This is a genomic window from Stenotrophomonas rhizophila, from assembly GCF_000661955.1.
GTDB classification, from domain to species: domain Bacteria; phylum Pseudomonadota; class Gammaproteobacteria; order Xanthomonadales; family Xanthomonadaceae; genus Stenotrophomonas; species Stenotrophomonas rhizophila.
In genome coordinates this window covers 2656460-2683023 of the sequence record NZ_CP007597.1, presented here as the reverse complement: position 1 = coordinate 2683023, position 26564 = coordinate 2656460, and the positions used below count along the sequence as shown (strand labels likewise).

Annotated in this window: 21 protein-coding genes; 12 read left to right on the top strand and 9 right to left on the bottom strand. The window is 66.2% G+C overall.

What is annotated here, in order from left to right:
* Positions 1 to 24 precede the first annotated feature (24 nt).
* Positions 25 to 1911, top strand: a complete 1887-nt coding sequence (locus DX03_RS11405) for an ATP-binding cassette domain-containing protein (RefSeq protein ID WP_038688831.1) — start codon at positions 25 to 27, stop codon at positions 1909 to 1911.
* Positions 1912 to 2163: 252 nt separating this feature from the next.
* On the opposite strand, the gene DX03_RS11400 is transcribed toward DX03_RS11405, so the two are convergent.
* Together DX03_RS11400 and DX03_RS11395 are read right to left on the bottom strand one after the other, a co-directional pair.
* Positions 2164 to 2625 carry a c-type cytochrome gene (locus DX03_RS11400; RefSeq protein ID WP_038688828.1) on the bottom strand — a complete coding sequence of 154 codons (462 nt, stop codon included), beginning with the start codon at positions 2623 to 2625 and terminating at the stop codon, positions 2164 to 2166.
* A gap of 9 nt (positions 2626 to 2634) precedes the next feature.
* Positions 2635 to 3045, bottom strand: a complete 411-nt coding sequence (locus tag DX03_RS11395) for a c-type cytochrome (protein ID WP_038692290.1) — start codon at positions 3043 to 3045, stop codon at positions 2635 to 2637.
* A gap of 205 nt (positions 3046 to 3250) precedes the next feature.
* On the opposite strand from DX03_RS11395, the gene DX03_RS11390 reads away from it, so the two are divergent.
* Genes DX03_RS11390 through DX03_RS11380 form a run of 3 tightly spaced genes read left to right on the top strand, consistent with a single transcriptional unit; the run spans position 3251 to position 10988 of the window.
* The gene (locus DX03_RS11390; protein ID WP_038688826.1) at positions 3251 to 4399 is read left to right on the top strand and encodes an efflux RND transporter periplasmic adaptor subunit; all 1149 of its coding nucleotides are present in this window, start codon (positions 3251 to 3253) and stop codon (positions 4397 to 4399) included.
* The gene (locus DX03_RS11385; protein ID WP_038688824.1) at positions 4396 to 7902 is read left to right on the top strand and encodes an efflux RND transporter permease subunit; all 3507 of its coding nucleotides are present in this window, start codon (positions 4396 to 4398) and stop codon (positions 7900 to 7902) included. Before DX03_RS11390 ends, DX03_RS11385 begins: the two co-directional genes overlap by 4 nt.
* Positions 7899 to 10988 (top strand): efflux RND transporter permease subunit, encoded by a 3090-nt coding sequence (locus DX03_RS11380; RefSeq protein WP_038688822.1) that lies wholly within the window; start codon positions 7899 to 7901, stop codon positions 10986 to 10988. The genes DX03_RS11385 and DX03_RS11380 overlap by 4 nt, the downstream gene beginning before the upstream one ends.
* A 684-nt stretch (positions 10989 to 11672) precedes the next feature.
* Here DX03_RS11380 and DX03_RS11375 read toward each other — a convergent pair.
* The 6 genes from DX03_RS11375 to ykgO form a co-directional block, all read right to left on the bottom strand.
* Complete coding sequence (locus tag DX03_RS11375; RefSeq protein ID WP_038688820.1) at positions 11673 to 12908, bottom strand: TraB/GumN family protein; 1236 nt, start codon at positions 12906 to 12908, stop codon at positions 11673 to 11675.
* Complete coding sequence (locus DX03_RS11370) at positions 12901 to 13431, bottom strand: GNAT family N-acetyltransferase (protein WP_038688819.1); 531 nt, start codon at positions 13429 to 13431, stop codon at positions 12901 to 12903. The genes DX03_RS11375 and DX03_RS11370 overlap by 8 nt, the downstream gene beginning before the upstream one ends.
* 19 nt (positions 13432 to 13450) lie before the next feature.
* Positions 13451 to 14338, bottom strand: a complete 888-nt coding sequence (locus DX03_RS11365; RefSeq protein ID WP_038688817.1) for a carbon-nitrogen hydrolase — start codon at positions 14336 to 14338, stop codon at positions 13451 to 13453.
* A 583-nt stretch (positions 14339 to 14921) separates the two neighbouring features.
* Entirely contained in the window at positions 14922 to 15959 is a 1038-nt protein-coding gene (locus tag DX03_RS11360; protein ID WP_038688815.1) for an agmatine deiminase family protein, read from the bottom strand.
* 49 nt (positions 15960 to 16008) lie between these two features.
* Positions 16009 to 16335: a hypothetical protein gene (locus tag DX03_RS11355; protein ID WP_038688813.1), complete on the bottom strand. Its 327-nt coding sequence runs from the start codon at positions 16333 to 16335 to the stop codon at positions 16009 to 16011.
* Positions 16336 to 16490: 155 nt separating this feature from the next.
* Positions 16491 to 16616, bottom strand: coding sequence for a type B 50S ribosomal protein L36 (gene ykgO, locus DX03_RS11350; protein ID WP_005409283.1), 126 nt, complete (start codon positions 16614 to 16616; stop codon positions 16491 to 16493).
* 194 nt (positions 16617 to 16810) lie between these two features.
* On the opposite strand from ykgO, the gene cmk reads away from it, so the two are divergent.
* The 8 genes from cmk to galU all read left to right on the top strand — a co-directional run bounded on the left by cmk (position 16811) and on the right by galU (position 25104).
* The gene (gene cmk / locus DX03_RS11345; RefSeq protein ID WP_038688809.1) at positions 16811 to 17491 is read left to right on the top strand and encodes a (d)CMP kinase; all 681 of its coding nucleotides are present in this window, start codon (positions 16811 to 16813) and stop codon (positions 17489 to 17491) included.
* 193 nt (positions 17492 to 17684) lie between these two features.
* A complete protein-coding gene (gene rpsA / locus DX03_RS11340) occupies positions 17685 to 19370 on the top strand; it encodes a 30S ribosomal protein S1 (RefSeq protein ID WP_038688807.1) in 1686 nt (561 codons plus the stop codon).
* An 87-nt stretch (positions 19371 to 19457) separates the two neighbouring features.
* A complete protein-coding gene (locus DX03_RS11335; protein ID WP_017355596.1) occupies positions 19458 to 19763 on the top strand; it encodes an integration host factor subunit beta in 306 nt (101 codons plus the stop codon).
* An 82-nt stretch (positions 19764 to 19845) separates the two neighbouring features.
* A complete protein-coding gene (locus DX03_RS11330; RefSeq protein ID WP_038688804.1) occupies positions 19846 to 20136 on the top strand; it encodes a LapA family protein in 291 nt (96 codons plus the stop codon).
* A 6-nt stretch (positions 20137 to 20142) separates the two neighbouring features.
* Positions 20143 to 21321 (top strand): lipopolysaccharide assembly protein LapB, encoded by a 1179-nt coding sequence (lapB, locus tag DX03_RS11325; protein ID WP_038688802.1) that lies wholly within the window; start codon positions 20143 to 20145, stop codon positions 21319 to 21321.
* A gap of 3 nt (positions 21322 to 21324) precedes the next feature.
* Positions 21325 to 22299 (top strand): MraY family glycosyltransferase, encoded by a 975-nt coding sequence (locus DX03_RS11320; RefSeq protein ID WP_038688800.1) that lies wholly within the window; start codon positions 21325 to 21327, stop codon positions 22297 to 22299.
* A gap of 16 nt (positions 22300 to 22315) precedes the next feature.
* Positions 22316 to 24223, top strand: a complete 1908-nt coding sequence (locus DX03_RS11315) for a polysaccharide biosynthesis protein (RefSeq protein WP_038688798.1) — start codon at positions 22316 to 22318, stop codon at positions 24221 to 24223.
* Positions 24220 to 25104, top strand: a complete 885-nt coding sequence (gene galU, locus DX03_RS11310; protein ID WP_081797227.1) for a UTP--glucose-1-phosphate uridylyltransferase GalU — start codon at positions 24220 to 24222, stop codon at positions 25102 to 25104. Before DX03_RS11315 ends, galU begins: the two co-directional genes overlap by 4 nt.
* Positions 25105 to 25315: 211 nt before the next feature.
* On the opposite strand, the gene DX03_RS11305 is transcribed toward galU, so the two are convergent.
* A complete protein-coding gene (locus tag DX03_RS11305) occupies positions 25316 to 26524 on the bottom strand; it encodes an acetyl-CoA C-acyltransferase (RefSeq protein ID WP_038688794.1) in 1209 nt (402 codons plus the stop codon).
* Positions 26525 to 26564 lie beyond the last annotated feature (40 nt).

Here is a 26564-nt window from a genome sequence, read left to right as displayed (position 1 = left end):
ACCGCCACACCGTACAATGGTCGGATGCCTCTGATTACTCTGCAAAACGTCGACTTCAGCGTCGGCGGCCCCCTGTTGCTGGAAAAAGCCGAACTGTCGATCGAACCGGGCGAGCGTATCGCCCTGATCGGCCGCAATGGCGCCGGCAAATCGACCCTGCTCAAGCTGCTGTCCGGCGACCACAAGCCCGACGACGGAGAAGTCCGCGTGCAGCAGGGGGTGCGCATCACCCGCCTGGAACAGGAAGTCCCGCACGGTGCCGCCGGCAGCGTGTTCGACGTGGTGGCCGATGGCCTGGGCGAGCTGGGCCAGTGGCTGGCCGAGTTCCATCACCTGAGCATGGCCGACGAGTTCGACGGCGATGCCTTGTCGGCCGTGCAGGCCAAGATCGACGCTGCCAACGGCTGGGGCCTGGACCAGCGCGTCAGCGAAACCCTGACCAAGCTTGACCTGGACGGCGAAGCCGAATTCGCGCGCCTGTCCGGCGGCATGAAGCGCCGCGTGCTGCTCGGCCGCGCGCTGGTGTCCTCGCCGGACCTGCTGCTGCTCGACGAACCGACCAACCACCTGGACATCGAAGCCATCGACTGGCTGGAAATGTTCCTCAAGAACTGGAACGGCAGCGTGGTGTTCGTCACCCATGACCGTCGCTTCCTGCGTGCACTGGCCACCCGCATCGTCGAAATCGACCGGGGCCAGGTCACCAGCTGGCCGGGCGACTGGGCCAACTACGAGCGCCGCCGCGAAGAACGCCTCAATGCGCAGGCGCAGGAAAATGCGCGCTTCGACAAGCTGCTGGCGCAGGAAGAAATCTGGATCCGCCAAGGCATCAAGGCCCGCCGCACCCGCGACGAAGGCCGCGTGCGCCGCCTCAAGGCGATGCGCAATGATCGCTCGCAGCGCCGCGAACTGGGTGGCAACGTGCGCATGGAAGCGGCGCAGGCGGAGAACTCCGGCAAGAAGGTCATCGACGTCAAGGACATCTCCTTCGCCTTTGGCGAACGCGTGATGGTCAAGGATTTTGAAACCGTCATCCTGCGCGGCGACCGGATTGGCCTGATCGGGCCGAACGGCAGCGGCAAGACCACGCTGCTGAAGCTGCTGCTGGGCGACCTGCAGCCGCAGAGCGGCGAAGTGCGCGCCGGCACCAACCTGCAGATCGCCTACTTCGACCAGTACCGTGCGGTGCTGCGCGAAGACTGGACCGCGATCGAGAACGTGGCCGAAGGCCGCGATTTCATCGAGTTCAACGGCAAGCGCAAGCACGTGCATGCCTACCTGCAGGACTTCCTGTTCTCGCCCGAGCGCGCCCGCGCGCCGATCACCCGCCTGTCCGGTGGCGAGCGCAACCGCCTGCTGCTGGCCAAGCTGTTCGCGCAGCCGTCCAACCTGCTGGTGATGGACGAACCGACCAACGACCTGGACGTGGAAACCCTGGAGCTGCTCGAAGAGCTGCTCAGCGATTACGCGGGCACCTTGTTGCTGGTCAGCCATGACCGTGACTTCCTCGACAACGTGGTGACCTCCACGATGGTGATGGAAGGCGACGGCGTGGTGGGCGAGTACGTGGGCGGCTACAGCGACTGGCAGCAGCATGCCGCGCGCGTGGCGGCGGCGGCTGCCGCGGCACCGGTGGTGGCGGGCAAGCCGGCGGCCTCGGCTGCGTCAGCACCGGCTGAGCCGGCTGCTGCCAAGCGCAAGCTGAGCTACAAGGATGCGCGCGAGCTGGAACAGTTGCCGCTGACGATTGAAACCCTGGAGAAGGACGTCGAAGGCCTCACCGCCGCGATGAACGACCCGGCGTTCTACCAGCGCAGCGCGGCGGACATGGCGGCGCACAATGCGAAGCTTGCCAAGGTGCAGGCGGAGTTGGATGCGGCGTACGCGCGCTGGGAAGAGCTGGACGCGTGACGCGCCCGTAGAGCCGGGCTCTGCCCGGCTTGGGTCGGGCGTTCATGGCCCGGACGGAGGGCAGCCGACCAACGGTCGGCTCTACCGGTCAGGCGTTCATGGCGCCCGGCGAAGGGCAGCCGACCAACGGTCGGCTCTACCGGTACTGGGGTTCATGGCGCCGGACGAAGGCAGCCGACCAACGGTCGGCTCTACCGGGTGGGGTTCATGGCCCGGACGGAGGCAGCCGACCAACGGTCGGCTCTACCGTGGTCATTTCAACCCGTGCAGGTCCCGCAGTTGCGTGGGGCGCGAGCCGAAGTAGGCGGCCAGGTCGGCGATGTCCTGATCGCTCAGGTCGGTCGCCTGCGGGGTCATCAATGCGTGCTGGCGGTCGCCGGCGCGGTACGCCTGCAGTGCGTGGGCCAGGTAGTCACCGTACTGCCCACCCAGTTTCGGGTAGGTCGGGTCGATCGGCTTGTTGCCGTCGGCGCCGTGGCAGTCGATGCAGCTCTGGCCGGTGGCCTTGCCCTTGACCTGGGCACGGGCCTCGCCGGCGGCGATGCGTCCGGTGGGGAGACCGGCCGATGAGCCGGACCCGTGCTCGCCACTGGCGTGGCCCGGGTCGGCGGCGGAATCTGCGCTGTTTTCCACCTGCGACTGCGAACACGCAGCCAGCAGCAGGGCAACGGACAGGGCGATGGCATAACGCTTGAAGGGCGCGGCTTTCGTCATGGGCGGTGCTTACTTGACGGTGGACAGGTAAACAGCGAGATCGGCGATCTCCTGTTCGCTGAAACTCATGGACTGCGCCTGCATCGTCGGATGCTTGCGCTTGCCCTGGCGGTACTCGCTCAGCGCCTGGCTGAGGTACTGCTGGGTCTGCCCACCAATCTTGGGCACCCTGTAGCTGGGGTAGGCGTTCTTGTAGCCGGTGATGCCGTGGCACCCCTGGCAGGTGTACGCCAGGACCCGGCCATTGTCGAAACTGCCCGTCAGCCCAGCCGGAGCGGCGGGGGCGGGCGGGGTAGCGGCAGGGGCGGGTACGGGTGCGGCAGGTGCGGCGGGTACTGCTGGAGCAGTTGCGGCCTGTGCGGCGGCCCCGAGGGGCAGGAGGACGGCCAGAAGACAAGCGGCGAGCGGCTGCGGGCGCATGATGTCCTTTCCGGTGTACGGGTCTGGTCGTTCCGGCGTGGGGTACGGAACTGGCCCGAGTATAGCCTGCGTTTTCATCTAGCTGAAACCGGGGGCGGCACGGGCGTTGCCGCAGGTCACCATGACCTTTGGGATATGGTGTGATCGTGACGTGGTGCATTACTTTGCTACCACACCTGCCCACGCATCCCTCAGGGACACGACGATGTCGCGAATTTCTTTCCTGCACGGCCGCACCGGAACCTGCGCCGCTGCACTGCTGATCACCACCTCGCTGCTGCTCAGCGGCTGCGGCGCTGGCGCCGGCGCCACCGATGCGCAAGCCGCCGAAAAAGACCCCAAGGCTGAAAAAGCCGTCGACGCCGTACCGGTCGAGGCGGTCGCCGCCAGCCGTCGCGCCGTCGCTGCCAGCTACACCGGCACCGCCGCGCTGGAAGCGCGCGCCGAATCGCAGGTGGTGGCCAAGACATCCGGTGTTGCCTTGGCGGTCCTGGTCGAAGAAGGCCAGGCGGTACGTGCCGGGCAGCCGCTGGTGCGCCTGGACCCGGACCGTGCGCGGCTGGCCGTGGCGCAGAGCGAAGCGGTGATGCGCAAGCTGGAGAACAACTACCAGCGTGCGCAGAAGCTGATCGGCCAGCAGATGGTCAGCGCCGCCGATGTGGACCAGATCAAGTACGACGTGGAAAACGCCCGGGCGCAGTACCGCCTGGCCACGCTGGAGCTGTCCTACACCACGGTGGTTGCACCGATCTCCGGCGTGATCGCTTCGCGCTCGATCAAGACCGGCAACTTCGTGCAGATCAACACGCCGATCTTCCGCATCATCGACAACTCGCGCCTGGAGGCCACCCTCAACGTGCCCGAACGCGAGCTGGCCACGCTGCGCGCCGGCCAGCCGGTGACGCTGGTGGCCGATGCGCTGCCGGGCAAGTCGTTCCCCGGCGTTGTCGACCGCATCTCGCCGGTGGTCGATGCCGGCAGCGGCACCTTCCGCGTGGTCAGTGGCTTCGGCGAAGACGCACAGGGCCTGCAGCCGGGCATGTTCGGCCGCATCCGCATCGACTACGACCAGCGCGCCGACGCGCTGGTGGTGCCGCGCCTGGCGCTGCTCGACGATGGCGAGCCGGCGGTGTTCCGGGTGCGCGCCGGCAAAGTGGCACGGGTACCGGTGAAGCTGGGCTATGCCGAAGGGCCGTGGGTGGAAATCCGCGAGGGCCTGGCCGAAGGCGACCAGGTGGTGACCGCTGGCAAGGTGGCACTGCGCGATGGCACGGCGGTGCAGGTGATCGGCGACAAGCCGGCCACCGCCACCGCATCGGCGCAACCGGCGAAAAAGGCGGAGAGCCGTCAATGACCTCGGCCGGCAACGACCACGGCAACGATCCGCACCACGGCGACCGCCCGGGTGCACAGGGCGGGGGGCTGGTGGAATTTGCCACCCGCCGCCGCGTCACCATCGCCATGTGCACGGTGACGCTGATGCTGTTCGGCGTCATCGCGCTGGGCAACCTCAAGGTCAACCTGCTGCCCGACCTGAGCTATCCCACCCTGACCGTACGCACCGAATACACCGGCGCGGCCCCCACCGAAATTGAAACCCTGATCAGCGAACCGGTCGAAGAGGCCGTGGGCGTGGTCAAGAACCTGCGCAAGCTCAAGTCGGTCTCGCGTACCGGGCAGAGCGACGTCGTGCTCGAGTTCGCCTGGGGCACCAACATGGACCAGGCCAGCCTGGAAGTGCGCGACAAGATGGAAGCGCTGAACCTGCCGCTGGAGGCCAAGGCTCCGGTGCTGCTGCGCTTCAATCCGTCCACCGAACCGATCATGCGCCTGGTGATCTCGGCCAAGGCCGACGCCGCCACCGATGCCGACGCGGTCCGCCAGCTCACCGAGCTGCGCCGCTATGCCGATGAAGACCTGAAGAAGAAGCTCGAACCGGTGGCCGGCGTGGCCGCGGTCAAGGTGGGCGGCGGCCTGGAAGACGAGATCCAGGTCGACATCGACCAGCAGAAGCTGGCCCAGCTCAACCTGCCGATCGACAACGTGATCAAGCGGCTCAAGGAAGAGAACATCAATATCTCCGGCGGTCGCCTGGAGGAAGGCTCGCAGCGCTTCCTGGTGCGTACCGTCAACCAGTTCGCCGACCTGGACGACATCCGCAACCTGCTGGTGACCACCCAGGGCAGCAACGGCAGCGCCGCCGACGCGGCCATGCAGCAGATGTTCGCCATTGCCGCCTCGACCGGCTCGGATGCGGCCGTTGCCGCCGCCTCGGCCGCGCAGAGCGCGTCCAGCAGCAGTTCCTCGACCATCGCCAATGGCGTGCCGGTGCGGCTGAAGGACGTTGCCAGCGTGCGCCAGGGCTACAAGGAACGCGAGGCGATCATCCGCCTGGGCGGCAAGGAAGCAGTTGAACTGGCGATCTACAAGGAAGGCGACGCCAACACCGTGGCCACCGCCGAGGCGCTGCGCGCGAAGCTGGAGCAGATCAAGGCGCAGATTCCCGGCGACGCCCAGCTGACCACCATCGAAGACCAGTCGCGCTTCATCGAACACGCCATCAGTGACGTCAAGAAGGACGCGGTGATCGGCGGCCTGCTGGCCATCCTGATCATCTTCCTGTTCCTGCGCGATGGCTGGAGCACGTTCGTGATCAGCCTGTCGCTGCCGGTCTCGATCATCACCACATTCTTCTTCATGGGCCAGATGGGCCTGAGCCTCAATGTGATGTCGCTGGGCGGCCTGGCGTTGGCCACCGGCCTGGTGGTGGACGACTCGATCGTGGTGCTGGAGAGCATCGCCAAGGCGCGTGAGCGTGGCCTGGGCATCCTACAGGCGGCCATTGCCGGTACCCGCGAAGTGAGCATGGCGGTGGTCGCCTCGACCCTGACCACCATCGCGGTGTTTCTGCCGCTGGTGTTCGTCGATGGCATCGCCGGGCAGCTGTTCCGCGACCAGGCGCTGACCGTGGCAATCGCCATTGCGATCTCGCTGCTGGTGTCGATGACCCTGATTCCGATGCTCAGCTCGCTCAAGGGCCGCCCGCCGCTGGCGTTCCCGGACGAGCCGGCACACGCAGCATGGCAGCCCGAGAAGCGCTGGCTCAAGCCGGTGGCCAGTGGCCGCCGCGGCGTCGGTGCGCTGGTCCGCTGGGCCTGCTTCGGCGTGGCCTGGGCAATCATCCGCGTGTGGCGCGGCGTGGTGGCCGTGGTCGGGCCGGTGATGCGCAAAGCCAGCGACGTGGCGATGAAGCCCTACGCGGGCGCCGAACGCGGCTACCTCAAGCTACTGCCGGGCGCGCTGCATCATCCGGGCAAGGTCCTGGGCTTTGCCGCGCTGGCCTTTGTGGCCACCATGGCGCTGGTGCCGATGCTGGGCGCCGACCTGATCCCGCAGCTGGCCCAGGCCCGCTTTGAAATGACCGCCAAGCTGCCGGCCGGCACGCCGCTCAAGCAGACCGATGCGCTGGTCCGCGAACTGCAGCTGGCCCATGCCAAGGACGACCAGATCGCCTCGCTGTATGGCGTCAGCGGCAGCGGCACGCGGCTGGATGCCAGCCCCACCGAAAGCGGTGAGAACATCGGCAAGCTCACCGTGGTGATGGCCGGTGGCGGCGATGCGCGCACGGAAGCGGCCATCACCGAGCGCCTGCGCGATTCGATGCAGCAGCACCCGGGCGTGCAGGTCGATTTCGCACGGCCGGCCTTGTTCAGCTTCTCCACCCCGCTGGAGGTGGAACTGCGCGGCCAGGACATGGCCACGCTCGAGCGCGCGGGCCAGGCTCTGGCCGCGATGCTGCGCAACAACCCGCACTACGCCGACGTCAAATCGACGGTGGAAGAGGGCTTCCCGGAAATCCAGATCCGCTTCGACCAGGAACGCGCCGGCGCGCTGGGCCTGACTACCCGCCAGATCGCCGATGTGGTGGTGAAGAAGGTGCGCGGCGACGTGGCCACCCGCTACAGCTTCCGCGACCGCAAGATCGACGTGCTGGTGCGTGCACAGGAAGGCGACCGCGCCAGCGTGGAGAGCATCCGCCGGTTGATCGTCAACCCGGGCAGCAGCCGTCCGGTCACGCTGGATGCGGTGGCCGAAGTGGTCGCCACCAACGGCCCCAGCGAGATCCATCGCGCCGACCAGACCCGCGTGGCGGTGGTCTCGGCCAACCTGCGCGACATCGACCTGGGCGGCGCGGTGCGCGAGGTGCACGACATGGTGGCCAAGCAGCCGCTGGGTGCCGGCGTGGGCATGCACATCGGCGGGCAGGGCGAGGAGCTGGCCGAATCGGCACGTTCGCTGATCTTCGCCTTCGGCCTGGCGATCTTCCTGGTGTACCTGGTGATGGCCTCGCAGTTCGAGTCGCTGCTGCACCCGTTCGTCATACTGTTCACCATTCCGCTGGCGCTGGTCGGGGCGATCCTGGCCCTGATGCTCACCGGCAAGCCGATCTCGGTGGTGGTGTTCATCGGCTTGATCCTGCTGGTGGGGTTGGTGACCAAGAACGCGATCATCCTGATCGACAAGGTCAACCAGCTGCGCGAGGCCGGGGTGCCCAAGCAGGACGCGCTGGTGGAAGGCGCGCGCTCGCGCCTGCGTCCGATCATCATGACCACGCTGTGCACGCTGTTCGGCTTCCTGCCGCTGGCGGTGGCGATGGGCGAGGGTGCCGAAGTGCGCGCGCCGATGGCGATCACCGTCATCGGTGGCCTGCTGGTATCCACGCTGCTCACCCTGGTGGTGATTCCGGTGGTATACGACCTGCTCGACCGCCGCGGTGATGCCTACTACCGCGAGCGCGGCCGCAAGCATGCCGGCCACGCTGAGTCCGTCGGTGGCCCTGCGCAGGAGCCGGCATGAGCATCGCCGAGTTCTCCATCCGCCGCCCCATCACCACCATCATGTGTTTCGTGTCGCTGGTGGTGGTGGGCCTGATCGCCTCGTTCCGGCTGCCGCTGGAAGCGTTGCCGGACATCTCCGCGCCGTTCCTGTTCGTGCAGGTGCCCTATACCGGCTCCACCCCCGAGGAGGTGGAGCGCAACATCATCCGCCCCACCGAAGAAGCGCTGGCCACCATGACCGGGATCAAGCGCATGCGCTCCTCGGCCACCGCCGAAGGCGCCAGCATCTTCATCGAGTTCACCGACTGGGACCGTGACATCGCCATCGCTGCCTCGGATGCACGTGAGCGCATCGATGCGATCCGCAGCGACCTGCCCGACGACCTGCAACGCTACAACGTGTTCAAGTGGTCCAGCAGCGACGAACCGGTACTGAAGGTGCGGCTGGCCAGCAGTACCGACCTGACCGGCGCGTACGACATGCTCGACCGCGAGTTCAAGCGGCGCATCGAACGCATCCCCGGCGTGGCCCGGGTCAACATCTCCGGCGCACCGCCGAACGAGGTGGAAATCGCGATCAGCCCCGACCGGCTTACCGCGCACAACCTCAGCATCAACGAGCTCAGCGACCGCCTGCGCACGCTGAACTTCTCCATCTCGGCCGGGCAGATTGACGACAACGGCCAGCGCGTGCGGATCCAGCCGGTGGGTGAAATCACCGACCTGCAGGAGCTGCGCGACCTGGTGATCGATACCAAGGGCCTGCGTCTGGGCGACATCGCCGAGATCCGGCTCAAGCCCACCCGCATGAACTACGGCCGTCGCCTGGACGGCAACCCGGCCGTGGGCCTGGATATCTACAAGGAACGCAGCGCCAACCTGGTGGAGGTCTCGCGCGCCGCATTGGCGGAAGTGGAGGCCATCCGCACCCAGCCGTCGATGCGCGACGTGCAGATCAAGGTCATCGACAACCAGGGCAAGACCGTGACCTCCTCGCTGCTGGAACTGGCCGAAGCCGGCGCGGTGGGCCTGCTGCTGTCGGTGACGGTGCTGTTCTTCTTCCTGCGCCATTGGCCGTCTACGCTGATGGTGACCCTGGCGATCCCGATCTGTTTCGTGATCACGCTGGGCTTCATGTACTTCGCCGGGGTCACCCTCAATATTCTGACCATGATGGGCCTGCTGCTGGCGGTGGGCATGCTGGTGGACAACGCCGTGGTGGTGGTGGAGAGCATCTACCAGGAACGTGAGCGCATGCCCGACCAGCCACGGCTGGCCTCGATCATCGGTACCCGCAACGTGGCCATCGCGCTGAGCGCCGGCACCTTGTGCCACTGCATCGTGTTCGTGCCCAACCTGTTCGGCGAAACCAACAACATCAGCATCTTCATGGCGCAGATCGCGATCACCATCTCGGTGTCGCTGCTGGCCTCATGGCTGGTCGCGGTCAGCCTGATCCCGATGCTGTCCGCACGCATGCAGACGCCCAAACTGGTGCATTCGGAAACCGGCGTGATCGCCCGCCTGCAGCGCCGCTACGCCAAGGTGCTGCAGTGGACGCTGGAACACCGCGGCTGGAGCGTGTTCGGCATCCTCATGGTGGTGCTGGTCAGCCTGGTGCCGATGAAGCTGACCAAGATCGACATGTTCGGTGGCGAGGGCGGCAAGGACATCTTCATCGGCTACAACTGGAAGGGGGCCTACACCTACAGCCAGATGTCCGAGGAGGTCGCGCGGGTCGAGCGCTATCTGGACGAGAATCGCGAGAAGCTGCACATCACCCAGGTCTATTCCTGGTACAGCGAGCAGGAAGGCAGCAGCACCACCGTGACCTTCGATGAGAAGCATGCCGACAACCTGCCCGCCGTGCAGGAGGCGCTGCGCAAGGGCTTGCCGCGATCGGCGCGCACCGATTACATCGTCGGCAACCAGGGCGGCGATGGTGGCGGTGGCGGTGGCAACCAGTCGGTGCAGGTGCAGCTGGTGGGCGACTCGACCAAGATGCTGCAGGAGATCGGCGAAGACGTGGTGCCGCTGCTGGCGCGGCGCAAGGAACTGCGCGACGTGCGCATCGACAATGGCGAGAAGGGCAGCGAGCTGTCCATCCACGTCGACCGCGAACGCGCGGCCGCGTTCGGCTTCAATGCCGAACAGGTGGCCAGTTTCGTCGGCCTGGCGCTGCGTGGCGCACCGCTGCGCGAGTTCCGCCGCGGTGACAGCGAGGTGCCGGTATGGGTGCGTTTCGCCGGGGCCGAGCAGAGCAGCCCGGAAGACCTGGCCAGCTTCACCGTGCGCACCGGCGACGGTCGCTCGGTGCCGCTGCTGAGTCTGGTCGATGTCTCGATCAAGCCCTCGGCCACCCAGGTGGGCCGTACCAACCGCCAGACCACGCTGACCATCAAGGCCAACTTGGCCGAGAAGGTCACCGCGCCCGAAGCACGCAAGGCGATGGAGGAAACCCTCACGCCGATGAGCTTCCCGGCCGGCTACACCTTCACCTTCGATGGCGGCGATTACGGCAACGACAACGAGGCCATGCAGCAGATGCTGTTCAACCTGATCATCGCGCTGGTGATGATCTATGTGGTGATGGCCGCGGTGTTCGAATCGCTGCTGTTCCCCGCGGCGATCATGAGCGGGGTGTTGTTCTCGATCTTCGGGGTGTTCTGGCTGTTCTGGATCACCGGCACCTCGTTCGGGATCATGTCCTTCATCGGCATCCTGGTGCTGATGGGCGTGGTGGTGAACAACGGCATCGTGATGATCGAGCACATCAACAACCTGCGCCGGCGCGGCATGGGCCGCACCCAGGCGCTGGTGGAAGGCTCACGCGAGCGCCTGCGCCCGATCATGATGACCATGGGCACGGCCATCCTGGCGATGGTGCCGATCTCGCTGACCGACACCCAGCTGCTCGGCGACGGCCCGCCGTACTACCCGATGGCCCGCGCCATCGCCGGCGGCCTGGCGTTCTCCACCGTGGTCAGCCTGCTGTTCCTGCCGACCATCTACGCCATGCTCGACGACATGAGCAGCGCGGTCTCCCGCATCATCCGCCGCGCCCGCGGCCTGCCGGCCAAGGGCGAAGCAGCAACGGCCGCGTAGCGCCACAGAACCCGGTAGAGCCGACCGTTGGTCGGCTCCACGGAATGTGTAGGCACCGGCCGTTGGCCGGCGCCACGGAATGCGTAGATACCGGCCGTTGCCCGGTACACGATCGAACGGCAGCCGACCAACGGTCGGCTCTACCGATGTATCCGGGCATCCGCGTTCACCCACGATGCGTAGGCACCGGCCGTTGCCCGGTTCGGGTAGTGCCGGCCGCTGGCCGGCTCCACGGAATGCGTAGATACCGGCCATTGCCCAGTTCACGAACGAACCGCAGCCGACCAACGGTCGGCTCTACCGATGTATCCGGGCATCCGCGTTCACCCACGATGCGTAGGCACCGGCCGTTGCCCGGTTCGGGTAGTGCCGGCCGCTGGCCGGCTCCACGGAATGCGTAGATACCGGCCGTTGCCCGGTACACGAACGAACCGCAGCCGACCCACGGTCGGCTCTACCGATGTATCCGGGCATCCGCGTTCGCCCGCGATGCGTAGGCACCGGCCGTTGCCCGGATCCGGTAGTGCCGGCCGCTGGCCGGCTCCACGGAATGCGTAGATACCGGCCGTTGCCCGGTACACGAACGAACCACAGCCGATCCACGGTCGACACCCAACACCCCGTCCGACAACAAAAAAGGCCACGCAGTGCGTGGCCTCTCGATTGTGCAGGCGCGCGCAGCGCTTACCCCGCCACCTTGCCCCACACCTGCAGCCCGGTCAGCCACAACCCCAACATGCTGCCCAGGTTGGTCAGCATGAAGGTCAACACCACCCGGGTTACCCGGTTGCGGTACCAGCCCTTCACGCTCTGCGCGTCGTCACGCAGCTTGAGGAAATCCTCATACGCCGGCTTGCGCAGGCGCGTTTCCACCAGCGCGGCGAACGCGCCGGTCGGAATGCTCAACCGGAACGGCTTGAACGGCGCCACCACGATCGCCGTCAGGATGCTCAGCGGATGGCTGCCCGCCAGCAGGCAGCCCAGGCCCGCCAGGCCGCCGGTGTACATCGCCCAGGTCAGCAGCAGCTCGCCGCCCATGCCCAGGCCGCCCCGGTAGAAGCCCAGAGCGATCCCGGCCAGCACCACCGCCAGGATGGTCAGCGTGATCCAGGGAATGTTGCGCTTCTTCGGCACCGCTTCCAGCGACTCGCGCAGCGGGCCGGGGGCGTCGGTATCGGTTTCCAGGTACTTGGCCAGGCCGGCCAGATGCCCGGCGCCGACCACCGCCAGCACCTCGCGCTGGGCCGGGTCGTGCACTTCGCGCAGGCGCGTGGCCATGTAGCGGTCGCGCTCGCCGATGATGGTTTCATACAGCGCAGGGCTTTCGCTGGCGAACTCGCCGAAGCTGGCTTCCAGCATGTCGCCCTGCTTGAGCTTTTCGATCTCGTCTTCGCCAACCTCGTCGGACGCGAACAGGCCGGCGCCCAGGCCCATCACCAGCTTGATCCGGCCGAAGAACCCCAGCCGCTGCGAGGCGCGCTTGAAGGTCAGGCCCACTTCGCGGTCGATCAGGTGCACCGGCAGGTTGTGTTCGTTGGCCAGGGTCACCGCACGCTTGAGTTCGGCCCCCGGCTCGATGCCGAGCTGCTCGGCCAGGCGACGCTGGTAGGCGGCCAGCGCCAGGTTGGCGGCGAACAGCGCCACGCGACCCTTGCGGATGACCTCGACCAGATCCAGCTTGGCCAGTGCATCGGGGTTGGTCAGTGCCTGCAGGCGCTGGGCGTCCAGTTCCACGGCGACGGCGTCGAAGCGGCCACTGCCGATCGCCCGTTCCACCGCTTCCACGCTGGCCTGGGACACGTGCGCGGTGCCGAGCAGGGTGTAGCGCACGCCGTCGCGTTCGACCACGCGGACGGGCTGGCCGGCGAACAGGGTGTCGCCGGTGTCATCGAGTTGGGGTTCAGTCATTGCATCATTCATTCGAAGGGGCGCTGTCGGCACCATCGCCGAGCGCGCGCTGCATCTGGACGGTGTCCAGCCAGCGGCCATGCTTGCGGCCGAGGCCGCGGAAAATGCCCACGGTGTGGAAACCGAAGCGCTCGTGCAGTTTGATCGAGGCGGTGTTGGTCGGCTCACCGATCACCGCCACCATCTGCCGGTAACCGCGTGCGACGCAGGCGTCGATCAGGCCCTGCATCAGCGCGGTGCCGACGCCACGGCCCTGGAAGGCGGCATCCACGTAGACCGAATTTTCCACGGTCCATTGGTAGGCGATGCGCCCGCGGTAGGTGTTGGCGTAGGCATACCCGGCCACCTGGCCATCGACCTCGGCCACGATGTAGGGAAAGCCGCGGCCCACGATGTCGTGCATGCGCCGCCGCATTTCCGCCGCGTCGGGCACGTCGTACTCGTAGGTGTTGACCAGGTCGGTGACCTCCACCGCGTAGATCGCGGTGATGGCATCGATGTCGGTGTCGCAGGCGTCGCGCAGCAGCACGGTCACGGGGTGGGGGTCCTGGGTGTCAGTCGATGTAGCGCTTGAGCAGGTCGCCGTATGCATCGATGCGGCGATCACGCAGGAACGGCCAGATGCGGCGCACGTGCTCGCTGCGCTGCAGGTCGACGTCGCACAGGAGCACGGTGGGCTCGCCACCGGCTTCGGCGATGAACTCGCCCTGCGGGCCGAGGACGTGGCTGTTGCCCCAGAACTGGATGCCCGAGGCACCCAGCGGCGAGGCTTCATGGCCCACACGGTTGCAGCTCAGTACCGGCACGCCGTTGGCCACGGCATGGCCGCGGTGGCTGAGCACCCAGGCATCGCGCTGGCGGCCCTGTTCGTCCTGCTGGTCGTCCGGGTCCCAGCCGATGGCGGTGGGGTAGAGCAGCAGTTCGGCGCCGGCCAGCGCCATGAGGCGGGCGGCTTCGGGGTACCACTGGTCCCAGCAGACGAGCACGCCGAGGCGGCCGACGGAGGTGTCGATCGGCTTGAAACCGATGTCGCCGGGGGTGAAGTAGAACTTTTCGTAGAAGCCCGGATCGTCCGGGATGTGCATCTTTCGATACTTGCCCAGGAGCGTGCCGTCCTTTTCGAAGACGACGGCGGTGTTGTGATACAGGCCGGCGGCACGGCGTTCGAACAGGGAGCCGACGATGACCACGCCGTGCTTTTTGGCCAGTGCGCCAAGGCGTTCGGTGCTGGGGCCGGGGATCGGCTCGGCGAGGTCGAATTCGTCCACCGACTCGTGCTGGCAGAAGTACGCGCCGTTGTGCAGTTCCTGCAGCAGGATCAGCTTGGCACCCTGGGCGGCCGCTTCCGCCACGCGCGTTTCGATCACGGCCAGATTGGCGGCGGCGTCACCGTGGTTGCGCTCCTGGATCAGGGCGACGGAAAGGGTGTGGCGTGAGCTCATCCGGGTGCGGTCCTGCAGGGGGAAAAACCCAGTTTATCGCGGATGGGTGCACGCAGCGTGCTGGGCGCTAAATGCGCGGCGGGCGCCTGCTCGTAGAGCCGGGCTCTGCCCGGCTGGACCGTAGCCGTAGAGCCGGGCTCTGCCCGGCTGCCTCACCACCACGTCAAACCGACAGCCGTGGCTTGGGAATGCCCGAGCTGGGCCGGCAGGGATGGGGGTACGGGACACGCCGTGAACCCATCCATGGGGGCTCGTAGAAAACATCCATGTTTTCTACGGTCCCGCACCCCCATCCCCGCCGGCCCCAGACGGTGTGCAGGAGGCCACGGGAGAGCAATCGCCGTCATGCGCACTGTCTTTTTCCGTGGCCACCTGATCACTGTCGAAGGCGGGTCGGGGCGGGCTTGCGGGGGTGTGAGCCGCATGGATGCGGCGACCAAGCCCCCAAGGATGGGTTCACGGCGTCCCCCGCAAGCTCGCCCCGACCTGCCAGTCCCGCGAGCGCGCAGACACCCGTGCGTTGCCGAAAACGAAAAGCGCCGGGACAAAGCCCGGCGCCAGTGTGTCGATCTGCGGTGTGGCGTTACGCCAGCAACCCCTCCGGCAACTGCATGGTGATGCAGTGCAGGCTGCCGTTCTGCCAGATCAGCGAGCGGCACGGCACAGGGACGATCTCGCGGTCCGGGTAGGCCTGCGCCAGTACCGCGCGGGCGGCCTCGTCGGCAGCATCCCCGTAGGCCGGCATCAGCACCGCGCCGTTGAGGATCAGGTAATTGGCGTAGGACGCCGCCAGCCGGCGGCCATCGTCGATCACCGGCTGTGCCCACGGCAGCGGGAACAGCCGGTACGGCGCACCGTCGGCGGTCCGCAGCGCGGCCAGCTCGTTGCCCATCGCCTGCAGTTCGGCGAAGTGCGAATCGCTGCTGTCATCGCAGGCCTGGTAGACGATGCTGTCCACCGAGGCGAAGCGTGCCAGCGTGTCGATGTGCGCGTCGGTGTCGTCGCCTTCCAGATACCCGTGGTCCAGCCACAACACACGATCCTGCTGCAGCCAGCCCGCCAGGTCGGTGCTGAGCGAGGCGCGCTCGCGGTCCGGGTGGCGTTCGTGCAGGCACTGCCAGGTGGTCAGCAGCGTGCCCGCACCGTCGGTTTCGATACCGCCGCCTTCCAGCGCGAACGGAATGCTCTGCACCTCCGCGTTCGGCGCGAACACGCCCGCGGCGTGCAGTACGCCGACCAGCTGGTCGTCCAGGCTCGCGTCGAACTTGCCGCCCCAGCCAGTGAAGCGGAAATCGAGCAGCCGGAAGCCGCCGTCGGCGCGCTTGAGCGTGATCGGGCCCGAATCGCGCAGCCACGTGTCGTCGTACTGCGCGGTGACGAACCGGACCCGGTCCACGTCGATCCGGTTGGAGCGCAGGCGCGCATCGGCGTAGGCCTCCAGATCATCGTCGGCAACGATGATCAGCACCGGCTGGAAGCGGGTGATGGCCGCCACCAGGGCGATGTAGGTGTCCTCGACGTCACCCAGGCGGTCGGCCCAGTCGGTGTCGGCGTGGGGCCAGGCGATCAGGATGGCGGACTGGGTTTCCCATTCGGCCGGAAAGCGGAGCGTGTCGTTCATGGTCTCGGTGCGATGGCCCGCCGTGTGGCGGGCGGGAGAAAGGAAAGAATCAGCGGATCGGCGGCTTCGGGCCGACCTCGTTGGCGTCGGCCTTGTTGGCCACCACGTCGATCACCTTCTGCTTCTCGAAGTAGACGGTGAACTGCGGGTACACCCAGCGGTTGATGGTCGGCCACTGGCGCTTCTGTCCGCCGCGCGGCTCCAGGCGCTCGCCCGGGTCGCCGAACTGCGACTGCACCTGCTGCATGCTCTGGCCGCGGACGGGCAGGGCGGTGGCGGGCTTTTCCTGGCTGCGGTCGATCAGCAGCGTGTCGGCATGGGCGCTGGCGCAGGCCAGCAGGGCCAGCAACGGCAGGGTGGTCAGGTAACGCTTCATCTCGATCTACTCCCCAGTGGTCAAGAATACGGAAGGGGCCACGAACGACAGTCGTGACCCACCCGGCGATTACAACAAAAACGGCAATAAAAAACCGCCCGGAGGCGGCTTTTTATTCAGGTTGGTCGCGGCCGTGGGCCGTGACGCCTTCAGGCTCAGCGCTGGCGAGCCTTGAAACGCGGGTTCGACTTGCAGATCACGAAGATCTTGCCGCGGCGACGGACGACCTTGCAGTCGCGGTGACGGGCCTTGGCCGACTTCAGGGAAGACAGGACTTTCATTGCATACCTCGGCGTAAACGTTGGATTCGGTTGGAGCGCGGCCGCGATATGCAGATGACAATCGGCAGGTGACGCCCGTTCAAGCCCGCAATTGTACCGGTCTTTTTTCCATCCTTTCAAGTGGTTGCACGAAAAAGGTCTCAGGCGGCCCCGGGCGGGGGCTAGAATGGGCGGTCCATTCCACAGGGAAACCCATGAACCAGCTTCCTCCCGTGCTCACCATCGACGGCCCGTCCGGGGCCGGCAAGGGGACTGTCAGCCGCATTGTCGCACGCCGCCTGGGCTGGCATTACCTGGATTCTGGCGCCCTGTACCGCGCCGTGGGCGTGGCCGCCAGCTGGGCCGATATCGATACCTCCGACGCTTCCGCGCTGGTGCGCTGCACCTTCGACACCCATGTCCGGTTCGTCGAAGCGGCCGATGGCGGGCTGCGGGTGGTGGTCAACGATACCGATGCCACCGATGAGCTGCGCCTGGAGACCACCGGCGCGCTGGCCTCGGCCATTGCGGCCATCCCGGAGGTGCGGGCCGCCCTGAAAGAGCGCCAGCGCGCATTCAGGGTTCTCCCCGGTCTGGTCGCCGATGGCCGCGACATGGGCACGGTGATCTTCCCCGACGCCCCATTCAAGGTCTTCCTGACCGCCAGCGCCGAGGAGCGTGCCGGGCGCCGGCATAAGCAGTTGAAAGACAAGGGGGTTTCTGTTAACTTTGAAGACCTCCTGCGCGAGATCATGGCCCGCGACGCCCGTGATGCACAGCGCACAGTGGCGCCCCTGAAGCCGGCAGACGATGCCGTCATCATCGACACCAGTGGCATCGGCATCGACGCAGTCGTTGCCAACGTGTTGGATCTGCTTCCGGTTTCGGGTGCCTGATCCGTTGTACAGGAGAACCGCCAGCCCATCGGCGGTGTCGCACATCGCAAGGCAACAAAAGCTCCGTCCCGCAATAGTGCGTGGCGGTTTTCCTACTTAACACACGACTCGCCGTACCGGGGTCGACCAACAGGCGGGCAGTAAGCGGTTCCCTTCGGGGGCCAATGCCCATGTGTCCAACAGAGTAAATCTAATGACCGAATCATTTGCAGAGCTGTTCGAAGCCAGTCAGGCCAATCTGGCCAAGCTGAAGCCGGGCTCGATCGTCAGCGGTGTCGTTGTTGAAGTCCGCGGCGATGTCGTGGTGATCAACGCCGGCCTGAAGTCCGAAGGCATCGTGCCGATCGAACAGTTCCGTAACGACGCTGGCGAGATCGACGTTGCTGAAGGCGACGTCGTCAAGGTCGCCCTCGATTCCATCGAGAACGGCTTCGGTGAAACCGTCCTGTCGCGCGAGAAGGCCAAGCGCGCGATGGTGTGGGACGAGCTGGAAGAAGCGTTGGAAAAGAACGAAACCATCACCGGTCGCATCAGCGGCAAGGTCAAGGGTGGTTTCACCGTGGACATCAAGGATGTCCGCGCGTTCCTGCCGGGTTCCCTGGTCGATGTGCGCCCCGTGCGCGATCCGGCCTACCTGGAAGGCAAGGAGCTGGAATTCAAGCTCATCAAGCTGGACCGCAAGCGTAACAACGTCGTGGTCTCGCGCCGCGCTGTCGTCGAAAGCGAGCACTCGGAAGAGCGCGAGCAGCTGATGGACAAGCTGCAGGAAGGCGCGATCCTGAAGGGTGTCGTCAAGAACCTGACCGATTACGGCGCATTCGTGGACCTGGGCGGTATCGACGGCCTGCTGCACATCACCGACATGGCCTGGAAGCGCGTGCGCCATCCGTCCGAAGTCGTGAACGTCGGCGACGAGCTGGACGTCCGCGTGCTGAAGTTCGACCGCGAGCGCAACCGCGTTTCGCTGGGTCTGAAGCAGCTGGGTGAAGATCCGTGGGACAACATCGCCCGTCGTTACCCGGCCAACAGCCGCGTGTTCGGCAAGGTCTCCAACGTCACCGATTACGGCGCATTCGTCGAGATCGAGCCGGGCGTCGAAGGTCTGGTGCACGTCTCCGAAATGGATTGGACCAACAAGAACGTCAACCCGTCCAAGGTTGTGCAGGTCGGTGACGAAGTTGAAGTCATGGTCCTGGACGTCGACGAGGAGCGTCGCCGCATCTCGCTGGGCATGAAGCAGGTTGCCGCCAATCCGTGGGAAACCTTCGCTGCCATCCACAAGAAGGGCGACAAGGTGTCGGGCCAGATCAAGTCGATCACCGACTTCGGCATCTTCATCGGCCTGGACGGCGGTATCGATGGCCTGGTGCACCTGTCCGACATCAGCTGGAACACCACTGGCGAAGACGTGGTCCGCAACTACAAGAAGGGCGACAACCTGGACGCCGTCGTCCTGGCCGTCGATCCGGAGCGCGAGCGCATCAGCCTGGGCGTCAAGCAGCTGGAGCAGGATCCGTTCGGCCAGTACATGGCGGCCAATCCGAAGGGTTCCAAGGTCGAAGGCGTGGTCAAGGAAGTGGACGCCAAGGGCGCAACCATCGAACTGGCTGACGGCATCGAAGGCTACGTGGCTGCACGCGACGTTGCCAACGAGCGCGTCGACGACGCGACCCAGTTCCTGAAGGTCGGCGACAAGGTGGAAGCCAAGTTCGTGGGCATGGATCGCAAGGGTCGTACCCTGCAGCTGTCGATCAAGGCCAAGGACGACGCGGAAATGCGCGAAGTGCTGGAGGAATACCAGTCCTCTTCGGCTTCCAGCGGCACCACCCAGCTCGGCGCGCTGCTGCGTGCACAGCTGAACAGCAACAAGTCCGAGTAATCGGCCTCACGCTGTCGTAGTTTCCTGGACGGCCCGGACATCAGTCCGGGCCGTTTCAGGGTCTGAGTTCCCCCCGAAGAGCCCGTAATGACCAAATCCGAGCTGATCGAAATCCTGGCGCGCCGACAGGCGCATTTGAAGTCGGACGATGTCGATCTGGCAGTGAAGTCGTTGCTGGAAATGATGGGTGGGGCGCTGGCTGGCGGGGATCGCATCGAGATCCGCGGGTTCGGCAGTTTTTCGTTGCACTACCGGCCACCCAGGCTGGGGCGCAACCCCAAAACCGGGGAATCGGTCGCGTTGCCGGGCAAGCATGTCCCGCACTTCAAACCAGGCAAAGAACTGCGCGAGCGCGTCAGCGCCGTGGTGCCGCTGGAAAGCGACCCCGCGTAGCACGGACCATCGGTCCGCTGATCCTTTGTCCCGCTGCTCTATATTCCGCTACTCTTGAATCCCCCGGAACTGGAGCTGCTCCATGAAAGTCGTACGTCTCCTTATCCTGCTGGCGGTTCTCGTCGCCGGGCTCATCATCGGTGCGCTCAACTCGGACAAGATGGTCCTGAGTCTGGGCTTTACCCAGATCACCACCACCACCGGCCTGGCGATCATTGTCGCCCTGTTGACCGGTGCGCTCATCGGCGGCGGCATCGTGCTGGCCAGCCTGGTGATCCCGCTGTACGCCAAGCTGCGCAAAGCGCAGAAGGCAAGCCCGACCGTGGTCGTGGCACCTGCTTCCACCCCTTCTTCTACTTTCGACGGACGCTGAGCCCCGATGGAATTTGTCTCCGAGTGGTTCTGGTTCTTCCTGTTCCTTCCGCTGGCCGCGTTGTCCGGCTGGGTGATCGGGCGTCGCGGCGGTCAACGCCATGGCGACAACCAGGTCAGCCGCCTGTCCAGTACCTATTTCCGTGGCTTGAACTACCTGCTCAACGAGCAGCCGGACAAGGCCATCGAGCTGTTCCTGCATATCGCCGAGCTGGACAAGGAAACCTTTGAGACCCAGGTCGCCCTGGGCCATCTGTTCCGCCGCCGCGGTGAAGTGGACCGCGCCATCCGCCTGCACCAGGGCCTGGTCAACCGTGCCGACCTGACCGATGCACAGCGCGTCCAGGCGCTGCTGGCGCTGGGCGAGGACTACATGAAGTCCGGCCTGCTGGACCGCGCCGAAACCGTGTTCACCGAACTGGCCCAGCTCGACCAGCGGGCGCCGCAGGCGCTCAAGCACCTGATCGGCATCTACCAGGCCGAGCGCGACTGGGAAAAGGCGATCGACAACGCCAGTCGCTTCGAAGAGGTCACCGGCGAGCCGATGGGCAAGCTGATCGGGCAGTTCGAATGCGAGCTGGCCGAGCGGTTCCGGGGCGCCGGGAAGATCGAAGAGGCGAGGGCGGCCATCGCGCGCGCCTACCAGGCCGATGCCATGTCGGTCCGCGCCGGCATCATTGAAGGGCGTCTGGAAACCGATGCCGGCAATGCCGAAGCGGCCGTGCGCGCGTTCGAGCGTGCCGCACGCAATGATCCCGAGTACCTGCCCGAAGTGCTGCAGCCGCTCATGCAGAACTACCGCAAGGTCGGCGACCTCGGCGGTGCACGTGCGTTCCTGTCGGAGATGACCGAGCACTATCGGGGCATCGCCCCGGTGCTGGCGTTGACCCAGTTGATGGAAGAGCAGGAGGGCGTGGCCCCGGCGCGTGCCTACCTTGGCCGCCAGCTCAAGGATCGCCCCTCGGTGCGCGGCGAGTCGGCGCTGATCGACCTGACCCTGGCCGAGGGTGCCGACTCCACGGCCACCCTGCACGACCTCAAGCACATCACCGACCAGCTGCTGGTGCGCAACCCGGCTTACCGTTGCACCCGCTGCGGCTTCGGCGCCCGTACCCACCATTGGCAATGCCCCAGCTGCAAGGAGTGGGGAACGGTCAAGCCGCTGCTGAATTACGCGGTGCTCTAAGCCATGCCCGTGGCCTGGATGATCGGTCTGTCAGCGGTGCTGGCGATCGCGGCGGCGCTCACCTGGGGCGCGCGCCACTACGCGCTGCGCCGCAACCTGATGGACCAGCCCGGCGAACGCCGCAGCCATGGCGTGGCGACCCCGCGCGGGGGTGGGATCGCCATCGTGCTGACCCTGCTGCTGGCTGCCGTCGCGGCCGCCGTGGCGTGGCCGGCCGCGCGCATAACGCTGGGGGTGTTCAGCCTGGGGCTGGCGCTGGTGGCCGGCATTGGCTGGTGGGACGACCACCGCCCGCTGCCGGCCATCCGCCGGCTGCTGGTGCACATGGTGGCGGCCGCGCTGCTCGGCGGCCTGGTCTGGCAGGCCAGTGGCAGCCTGGTGCACGCCGTGCTGGCGGCCCTCTTCACCACCTCGCTGATCAACATCTGGAACTTCATGGATGGCATCAACGGCCTCGCCACCACCCAGGCGATTCTGGCCGGGCTGGCCTTCGCGATGGTGATGCCGCTCCCGTTCGCGCTGGCCGGCGTGGTGCTGGCGTTGGCCTGCCTGGGCTTCCTGCCCTTCAATTTCCCGCGGGCACGCATCTTCATGGGGGACGTCGGCAGCGGCGCGCTGGGCTATGCGATCGCGGCCCTGGTGTGCCTGGCCAGCGTGGTCACCGAGATCAACTGGCTGCTGTTGCTGGTGCCCCTTTCGGCCTTCCTCGTGGACGCAGGCTTCACACTGCTTTCGCGCATGCTGTCCGGGCAACGGTGGATGGAAGCCCACACCCAACACCTTTACCAGCGCGCGGTCAAAAGGGGTGCAAGTCACACCTTGGTGACCGGGTTGTATTTTGTTTTTGGCCTGTTCAGTATTACAGTGTTTAATGCTTGCAGTGATCTGCAGCCGAGGTGGGAGGCTGCCGTAGCGGGTGCGTGGATGATGTTCGCGACCGGCTTGTGGCTACTCCTGCGCAATGGAATGCGCAACTAGAAGGATTGTTTGTTTTATGACGCCTTGGCAGGACCGTCTTACCAGTTTGCTCCCGCGCGCCGCGATCGTGGCCCACGACCTCTTCATGGTCTGGGCATGCTGGCAGCTGTTGCATGCCGGCCGCTATTCGATGCTGGCCGACGCCCCCTCCCTCCCACTCTGGAACATCGACACCTCACTGGTGCTGGCGATCCAGGCCGTGGTGTTCTGGCGGGTGGGCCTGTACCGCGGCCTGTGGCGCTTTGCCAGCGTGGCCGACCTGCTCAACATCTTCAAGGCCAGCTTCATCGGCCTGTTGGCCATTGTCGTGGCCCTGGCCTACAAGCGCTTCGCCGGCGTGCCGATGTCGGTGCTGGTGATCTATCCGTTCGCGCTGTCGGCCCTGCTCGGCGCGCCGCGCCTGCTGTACCGCGCGTGGAAGGACTATCAGGCGCTGCAATCGGATGCCAGCGCCCGCCGCGTACTGATCCTGGGTGCCGGCCAGGCGGCCGAAGCCCTGGTCCGTGACCTGCGCCGCTCGGGCGACTTCCACCCGGTGGGCCTGCTCGACGATGCGCCGCACCTGCAGGGCGCCAAGCTGCAGGGCCTGCCCATCCTGGGCACGCTCGACGATGCCCCGTCGGTGGTGCGCGAGACCGCAGCCAAGCTGCTGGTGATCGCCATTCCGTCGTTGGATGCGGTCGGCATGCAGCGGGTGGTCGCCTTGTGCGAAGCCACCGGCGTGCCTTTCCGCATGGTGCCCAAGCTCAACGATGTGCTGCTCGGGCATTCGCTGCCCGGTGAACTGAAAGAGGTCGCGATCGAGGACCTGCTCGGGCGCAAGCCGATCCTGCCGGACTGGTCGCTGATCCGCGGCTGGCTGGGCGGGCGCACGGTGCTGGTGACCGGGGCAGGCGGCTCGATCGGTTCGGAGCTGTGCCGCCAGTGCGCGCGCCACGGTGCCGGCCGCATCATCCTGCTTGAGATGAGCGAGCTGTTGCTGCTCACGATCGAGGCCGAGCTGACGCGCAGCTTCCCGGACCTGGATGTACAGGCCGTGCTGGGCGACTGCGGCGATCCGTCGGTGATCCGGCATGCGCTGTCGCTGGCAAGCGTGGATGCGGTATTCCATGCGGCGGCCTACAAGCAGGTGCCGGTGCTGGAGCGCCAGCTTCGCGAAGCCGTGCGCAACAACATCCTGTCGACCGAAACGGTGGCGCGTGCCTGCGTGGAAGCGCGCATCGAGCATTTCGTGTTCATCTCCACCGACAAGGCGGTCGATCCGGTCAACGCGTTGGGCGCCAGCAAGCGCTACGCGGAGATGATCTGCCAGAGCCTGGACCAGAAAACCAGCCACACGCGGTTTGTCACGGTGCGCTTCGGCAACGTGCTGGCCTCGGCCGGCAGCGTGGTGCCGCTGTTCCGCGACCAGATCATGAAGGGCGGGCCGGTCACCGTGACCGACCCGGAAGTCACCCGTTACTTCATGACCATTCCCGAGGCGTGCCAGCTGATCCTGCAGGCGGCCGCGTCGGCATCGCATGGCGCGATCTACACGCTGGACATGGGCGAGCCGGTGCCGATTCGGGTGCTGGCCGAGCAGATGATCCGTCTGGCGGGCAAGCAGCCGTACAAGGACATCGCCATCATCTACACCGGGCTGCGCCCGGGCGAAAAGCTGCACGAGACCTTGTTCTATTCCGACGAGGACTACCGGCCGACCGCGCATCCCAAGATTCTCGAGGCTGGCGTGCGCACGTTCGCGCGCGATCAGGTGCTGGGCAACATACCGCGCCTGCGCGACGCCATCGCCACCTACGACACCGATGCCATCAACAGCATCCTGTTCGCGACCATGCCGGAGTTCTCGCCCCTGCAACAGGACGATCACGTCGCGTCGGCTAAAGTACTTCCTTTCCCGGCACGAGAGGCCAACAGGCTGTGACGAACAAGCGTATTCGCAAGGCGGTTTTCCCCGTGGCAGGACTGGGTACCCGGTTCCTTCCCGCGACCAAGACGGTACCCAAGGAGATGCTCCCGATCATCGATCGGCCGCTGATCCAGTATGCCGTCGACGAGGCGATCGAAGCCGGCTGTGACACCTTGATCTTCATCACCAACCGCTACAAGCATGCGGTGGCCGATTACTTCGACAAGGCCTACGAGCTGGAGCAGAAGCTCGAGCGTGCCGGCAAGCTGGAACAGCTGGAGCTGGTGCGCCACGTATTGCCCAACGGCGTGCGTGCGATCTTCGTCACCCAGGCCGAAGCGCTGGGCCTGGGCCACGCGGTGCTGTGTGCCAAGGCGATCGTCGGTGACGAACCGTTCGCGGTGCTGCTGCCCGACGACCTGATCTGGAACCGTGGCGATGGTGCGCTCAAGCAGATGGCCGATGCGAACCAGGCCAGCGGTGCGAGCATCATCGCGGTGGAAGACGTGCCGCATGAAAAGACCGGCAGCTACGGCATCGTCGCCACCGACGCGTTCGATGGCCGCCAGGGCCATATCAGCGCGATCGTCGAGAAGCCCAAGCCGGAAGACGCGCCCAGCGACCTGGCTGTGGTCGGCCGGTATGTGCTGAGCCCGAAGATCTTCGAGCTGCTGGAAGCCACCGGCACCGGTGCCGGCGGTGAAATCCAGCTCACCGACGCCATCGCCGAGCTGCTCAAGAGTGAGCCCGTGGACGCGTACCGTTTCGAAGGAACGCGCTTCGATTGCGGCACGCACCTGGGTCTGGTTGAAGCCACCATCCGCTTTGCGTTGAACAACGACAAGCTGGCCGGCCCGGCGCGCGAGATCATGAAGAAGGCGCTGGCCGAGGGTTGATCGCGGGCGCGATCACCCGGGTAAGTACCGACCGTCGGTCGGCACGCGGCCCCCGGTAGGTACCGACCGTTGGTCGGTACACGCGCCAGCAAAAAAAGGGCAGCCTCGCGGCTGCCCTTTTTGCATTTCGTTGGTGTTCCCGCATCAACCAACCGTCGATGCCGTCCAGCAGGGCAGGGTGCCGGCCCTGGAGCCGGCACCGCCCGCTACATCACAGCGACTCGAAGATACCCGCCGCGCCCATGCCGGTGCCGATGCACATGGTCACCATGCCGTACTTCTGCTGGCGACGGCGCAGGCCGTGCAGCAGGGTGGCGGTGCGGATCGCGCCGGTCGCGCCCAGCGGGTGGCCCAGGGCGATGGCGCCGCCCAGCGGGTTGACCTTGGACGGGTCCAGGCCGCAATCGCGGATCACCGCCAGCGACTGCGCGGCAAAGGCTTCGTTGAGCTCGATCCAGTCCAGCTGGTCCTGGGTCAGGCCGGCCTGCTTGAGCGCCTTGGGGATCGCGGCGATCGGGCCGATGCCCATCACTTCCGGACGCACACCGGCGACCGAGAAGCTGACGAAGCGCGCCAGCGGGGTCAGGCCGTAATCCTTGATCGCCTGCTCGGAGGCCAGCAGCACCGCACCGGCGCCATCGCTCATCTGCGAGGAGTTGCCCGCCGTGACGGTGCCGCCGAACTGGCCGTTGCGGAACACCGGGCGCAGCTTGGCCAGGCCTTCAGCGGACGAATCCAGGCGCGGGCCTTCGTCGGTATCGACGACCGTGTCGCGGGTGATGATGCGGCGGCCGTCGGCCAGGTCCGGCTGGCGGGTGCGCACGTCGTAGGGGCTGATCTCGTCCTTGAAGTCGCCGTTCTGGATCGCGGCGATGGCCTTCTGGTGCGAGGCCAGTGCGAAGGCGTCCTGCTCCTCGCGCGAGACCTTCCACTCTTCGGCGACCTTCTCGGCGGTGATGCCCATGCCGTAGGCGATGGCGACGTGGTCGTTGTCGAACACGCTCGGTGCCATGGCGATCTTGTTGCCCATCATCGGCACCATCGACATCGACTCGGTGCCGCCGGCCAGCATCAGGTCCGAATTACCCAGACGGATCTGGTCGGCGGCCATGGCCACGGCCTGCAGGCCCGAGGAGCAGAAGCGGTTCACCGTCTGCGCGGCGATGGTGTCGGGCAGGCCGGCCAGCAGCACGCCGATGCGGGCCACGTTCATGCCCTGCTCGGCTTCCGGCATCGCGCAGCCGATGATGGCGTCATCGATGCGGTTGAGGTCGATGCCCGGCGCCTGTGCGACCACGGAGCGGAGCACGTGGGCCAGCATGTCGTCGGGACGGGTGTTGCGGAACACGCCCTTGGGCGCCTTGCCCACCGGGGTGCGGGTGGCGGCGACGATGTAGGCGTCCTGGATTTGCTTGGTCATTGCAGTGATCTCTCTAGATTTTTAGCCGGAGTGCCGACCA

What these genes read in the sequence shown, in the direction of transcription:
- DX03_RS11315 (WP_038688798.1), top strand. Translation starts at nt 22,316, where the DNA reads ATGACGCCTTGGCAGGACCGTCTTACCAGTTTGCTCCCGCGCGCCGCG.
- rpsA (WP_038688807.1), top strand. Translation starts at nt 17,685, where the DNA reads ATGACCGAATCATTTGCAGAGCTGTTCGAAGCCAGTCAGGCCAATCTG.
- DX03_RS11320 (WP_038688800.1), top strand. Translation starts at nt 21,325, where the DNA reads ATGCCCGTGGCCTGGATGATCGGTCTGTCAGCGGTGCTGGCGATCGCG.
- DX03_RS11365 (WP_038688817.1), bottom strand. Translation starts at nt 14,338, where the DNA reads ATGAGCTCACGCCACACCCTTTCCGTCGCCCTGATCCAGGAGCGCAAC.
- DX03_RS11400 (WP_038688828.1), bottom strand. Translation starts at nt 2,625, where the DNA reads ATGACGAAAGCCGCGCCCTTCAAGCGTTATGCCATCGCCCTGTCCGTT.
- cmk (WP_038688809.1), top strand. Translation starts at nt 16,811, where the DNA reads ATGAACCAGCTTCCTCCCGTGCTCACCATCGACGGCCCGTCCGGGGCC.
- DX03_RS11335 (WP_017355596.1), top strand. Translation starts at nt 19,458, where the DNA reads ATGACCAAATCCGAGCTGATCGAAATCCTGGCGCGCCGACAGGCGCAT.
- DX03_RS11360 (WP_038688815.1), bottom strand. Translation starts at nt 15,959, where the DNA reads ATGAACGACACGCTCCGCTTTCCGGCCGAATGGGAAACCCAGTCCGCC.
- ykgO (WP_005409283.1), bottom strand. Translation starts at nt 16,616, where the DNA reads ATGAAAGTCCTGTCTTCCCTGAAGTCGGCCAAGGCCCGTCACCGCGAC.
- DX03_RS11395 (WP_038692290.1), bottom strand. Translation starts at nt 3,045, where the DNA reads ATGCGCCCGCAGCCGCTCGCCGCTTGTCTTCTGGCCGTCCTCCTGCCC.
- DX03_RS11375 (WP_038688820.1), bottom strand. Translation starts at nt 12,908, where the DNA reads ATGAATGATGCAATGACTGAACCCCAACTCGATGACACCGGCGACACC.
- DX03_RS11330 (WP_038688804.1), top strand. Translation starts at nt 19,846, where the DNA reads ATGAAAGTCGTACGTCTCCTTATCCTGCTGGCGGTTCTCGTCGCCGGG.
- DX03_RS11380 (WP_038688822.1), top strand. Translation starts at nt 7,899, where the DNA reads ATGAGCATCGCCGAGTTCTCCATCCGCCGCCCCATCACCACCATCATG.
- DX03_RS11355 (WP_038688813.1), bottom strand. Translation starts at nt 16,335, where the DNA reads ATGAAGCGTTACCTGACCACCCTGCCGTTGCTGGCCCTGCTGGCCTGC.
- DX03_RS11390 (WP_038688826.1), top strand. Translation starts at nt 3,251, where the DNA reads ATGTCGCGAATTTCTTTCCTGCACGGCCGCACCGGAACCTGCGCCGCT.
- DX03_RS11405 (WP_038688831.1), top strand. Translation starts at nt 25, where the DNA reads ATGCCTCTGATTACTCTGCAAAACGTCGACTTCAGCGTCGGCGGCCCC.
- lapB (WP_038688802.1), top strand. Translation starts at nt 20,143, where the DNA reads ATGGAATTTGTCTCCGAGTGGTTCTGGTTCTTCCTGTTCCTTCCGCTG.
- DX03_RS11385 (WP_038688824.1), top strand. Translation starts at nt 4,396, where the DNA reads ATGACCTCGGCCGGCAACGACCACGGCAACGATCCGCACCACGGCGAC.
- DX03_RS11305 (WP_038688794.1), bottom strand. Translation starts at nt 26,524, where the DNA reads ATGACCAAGCAAATCCAGGACGCCTACATCGTCGCCGCCACCCGCACC.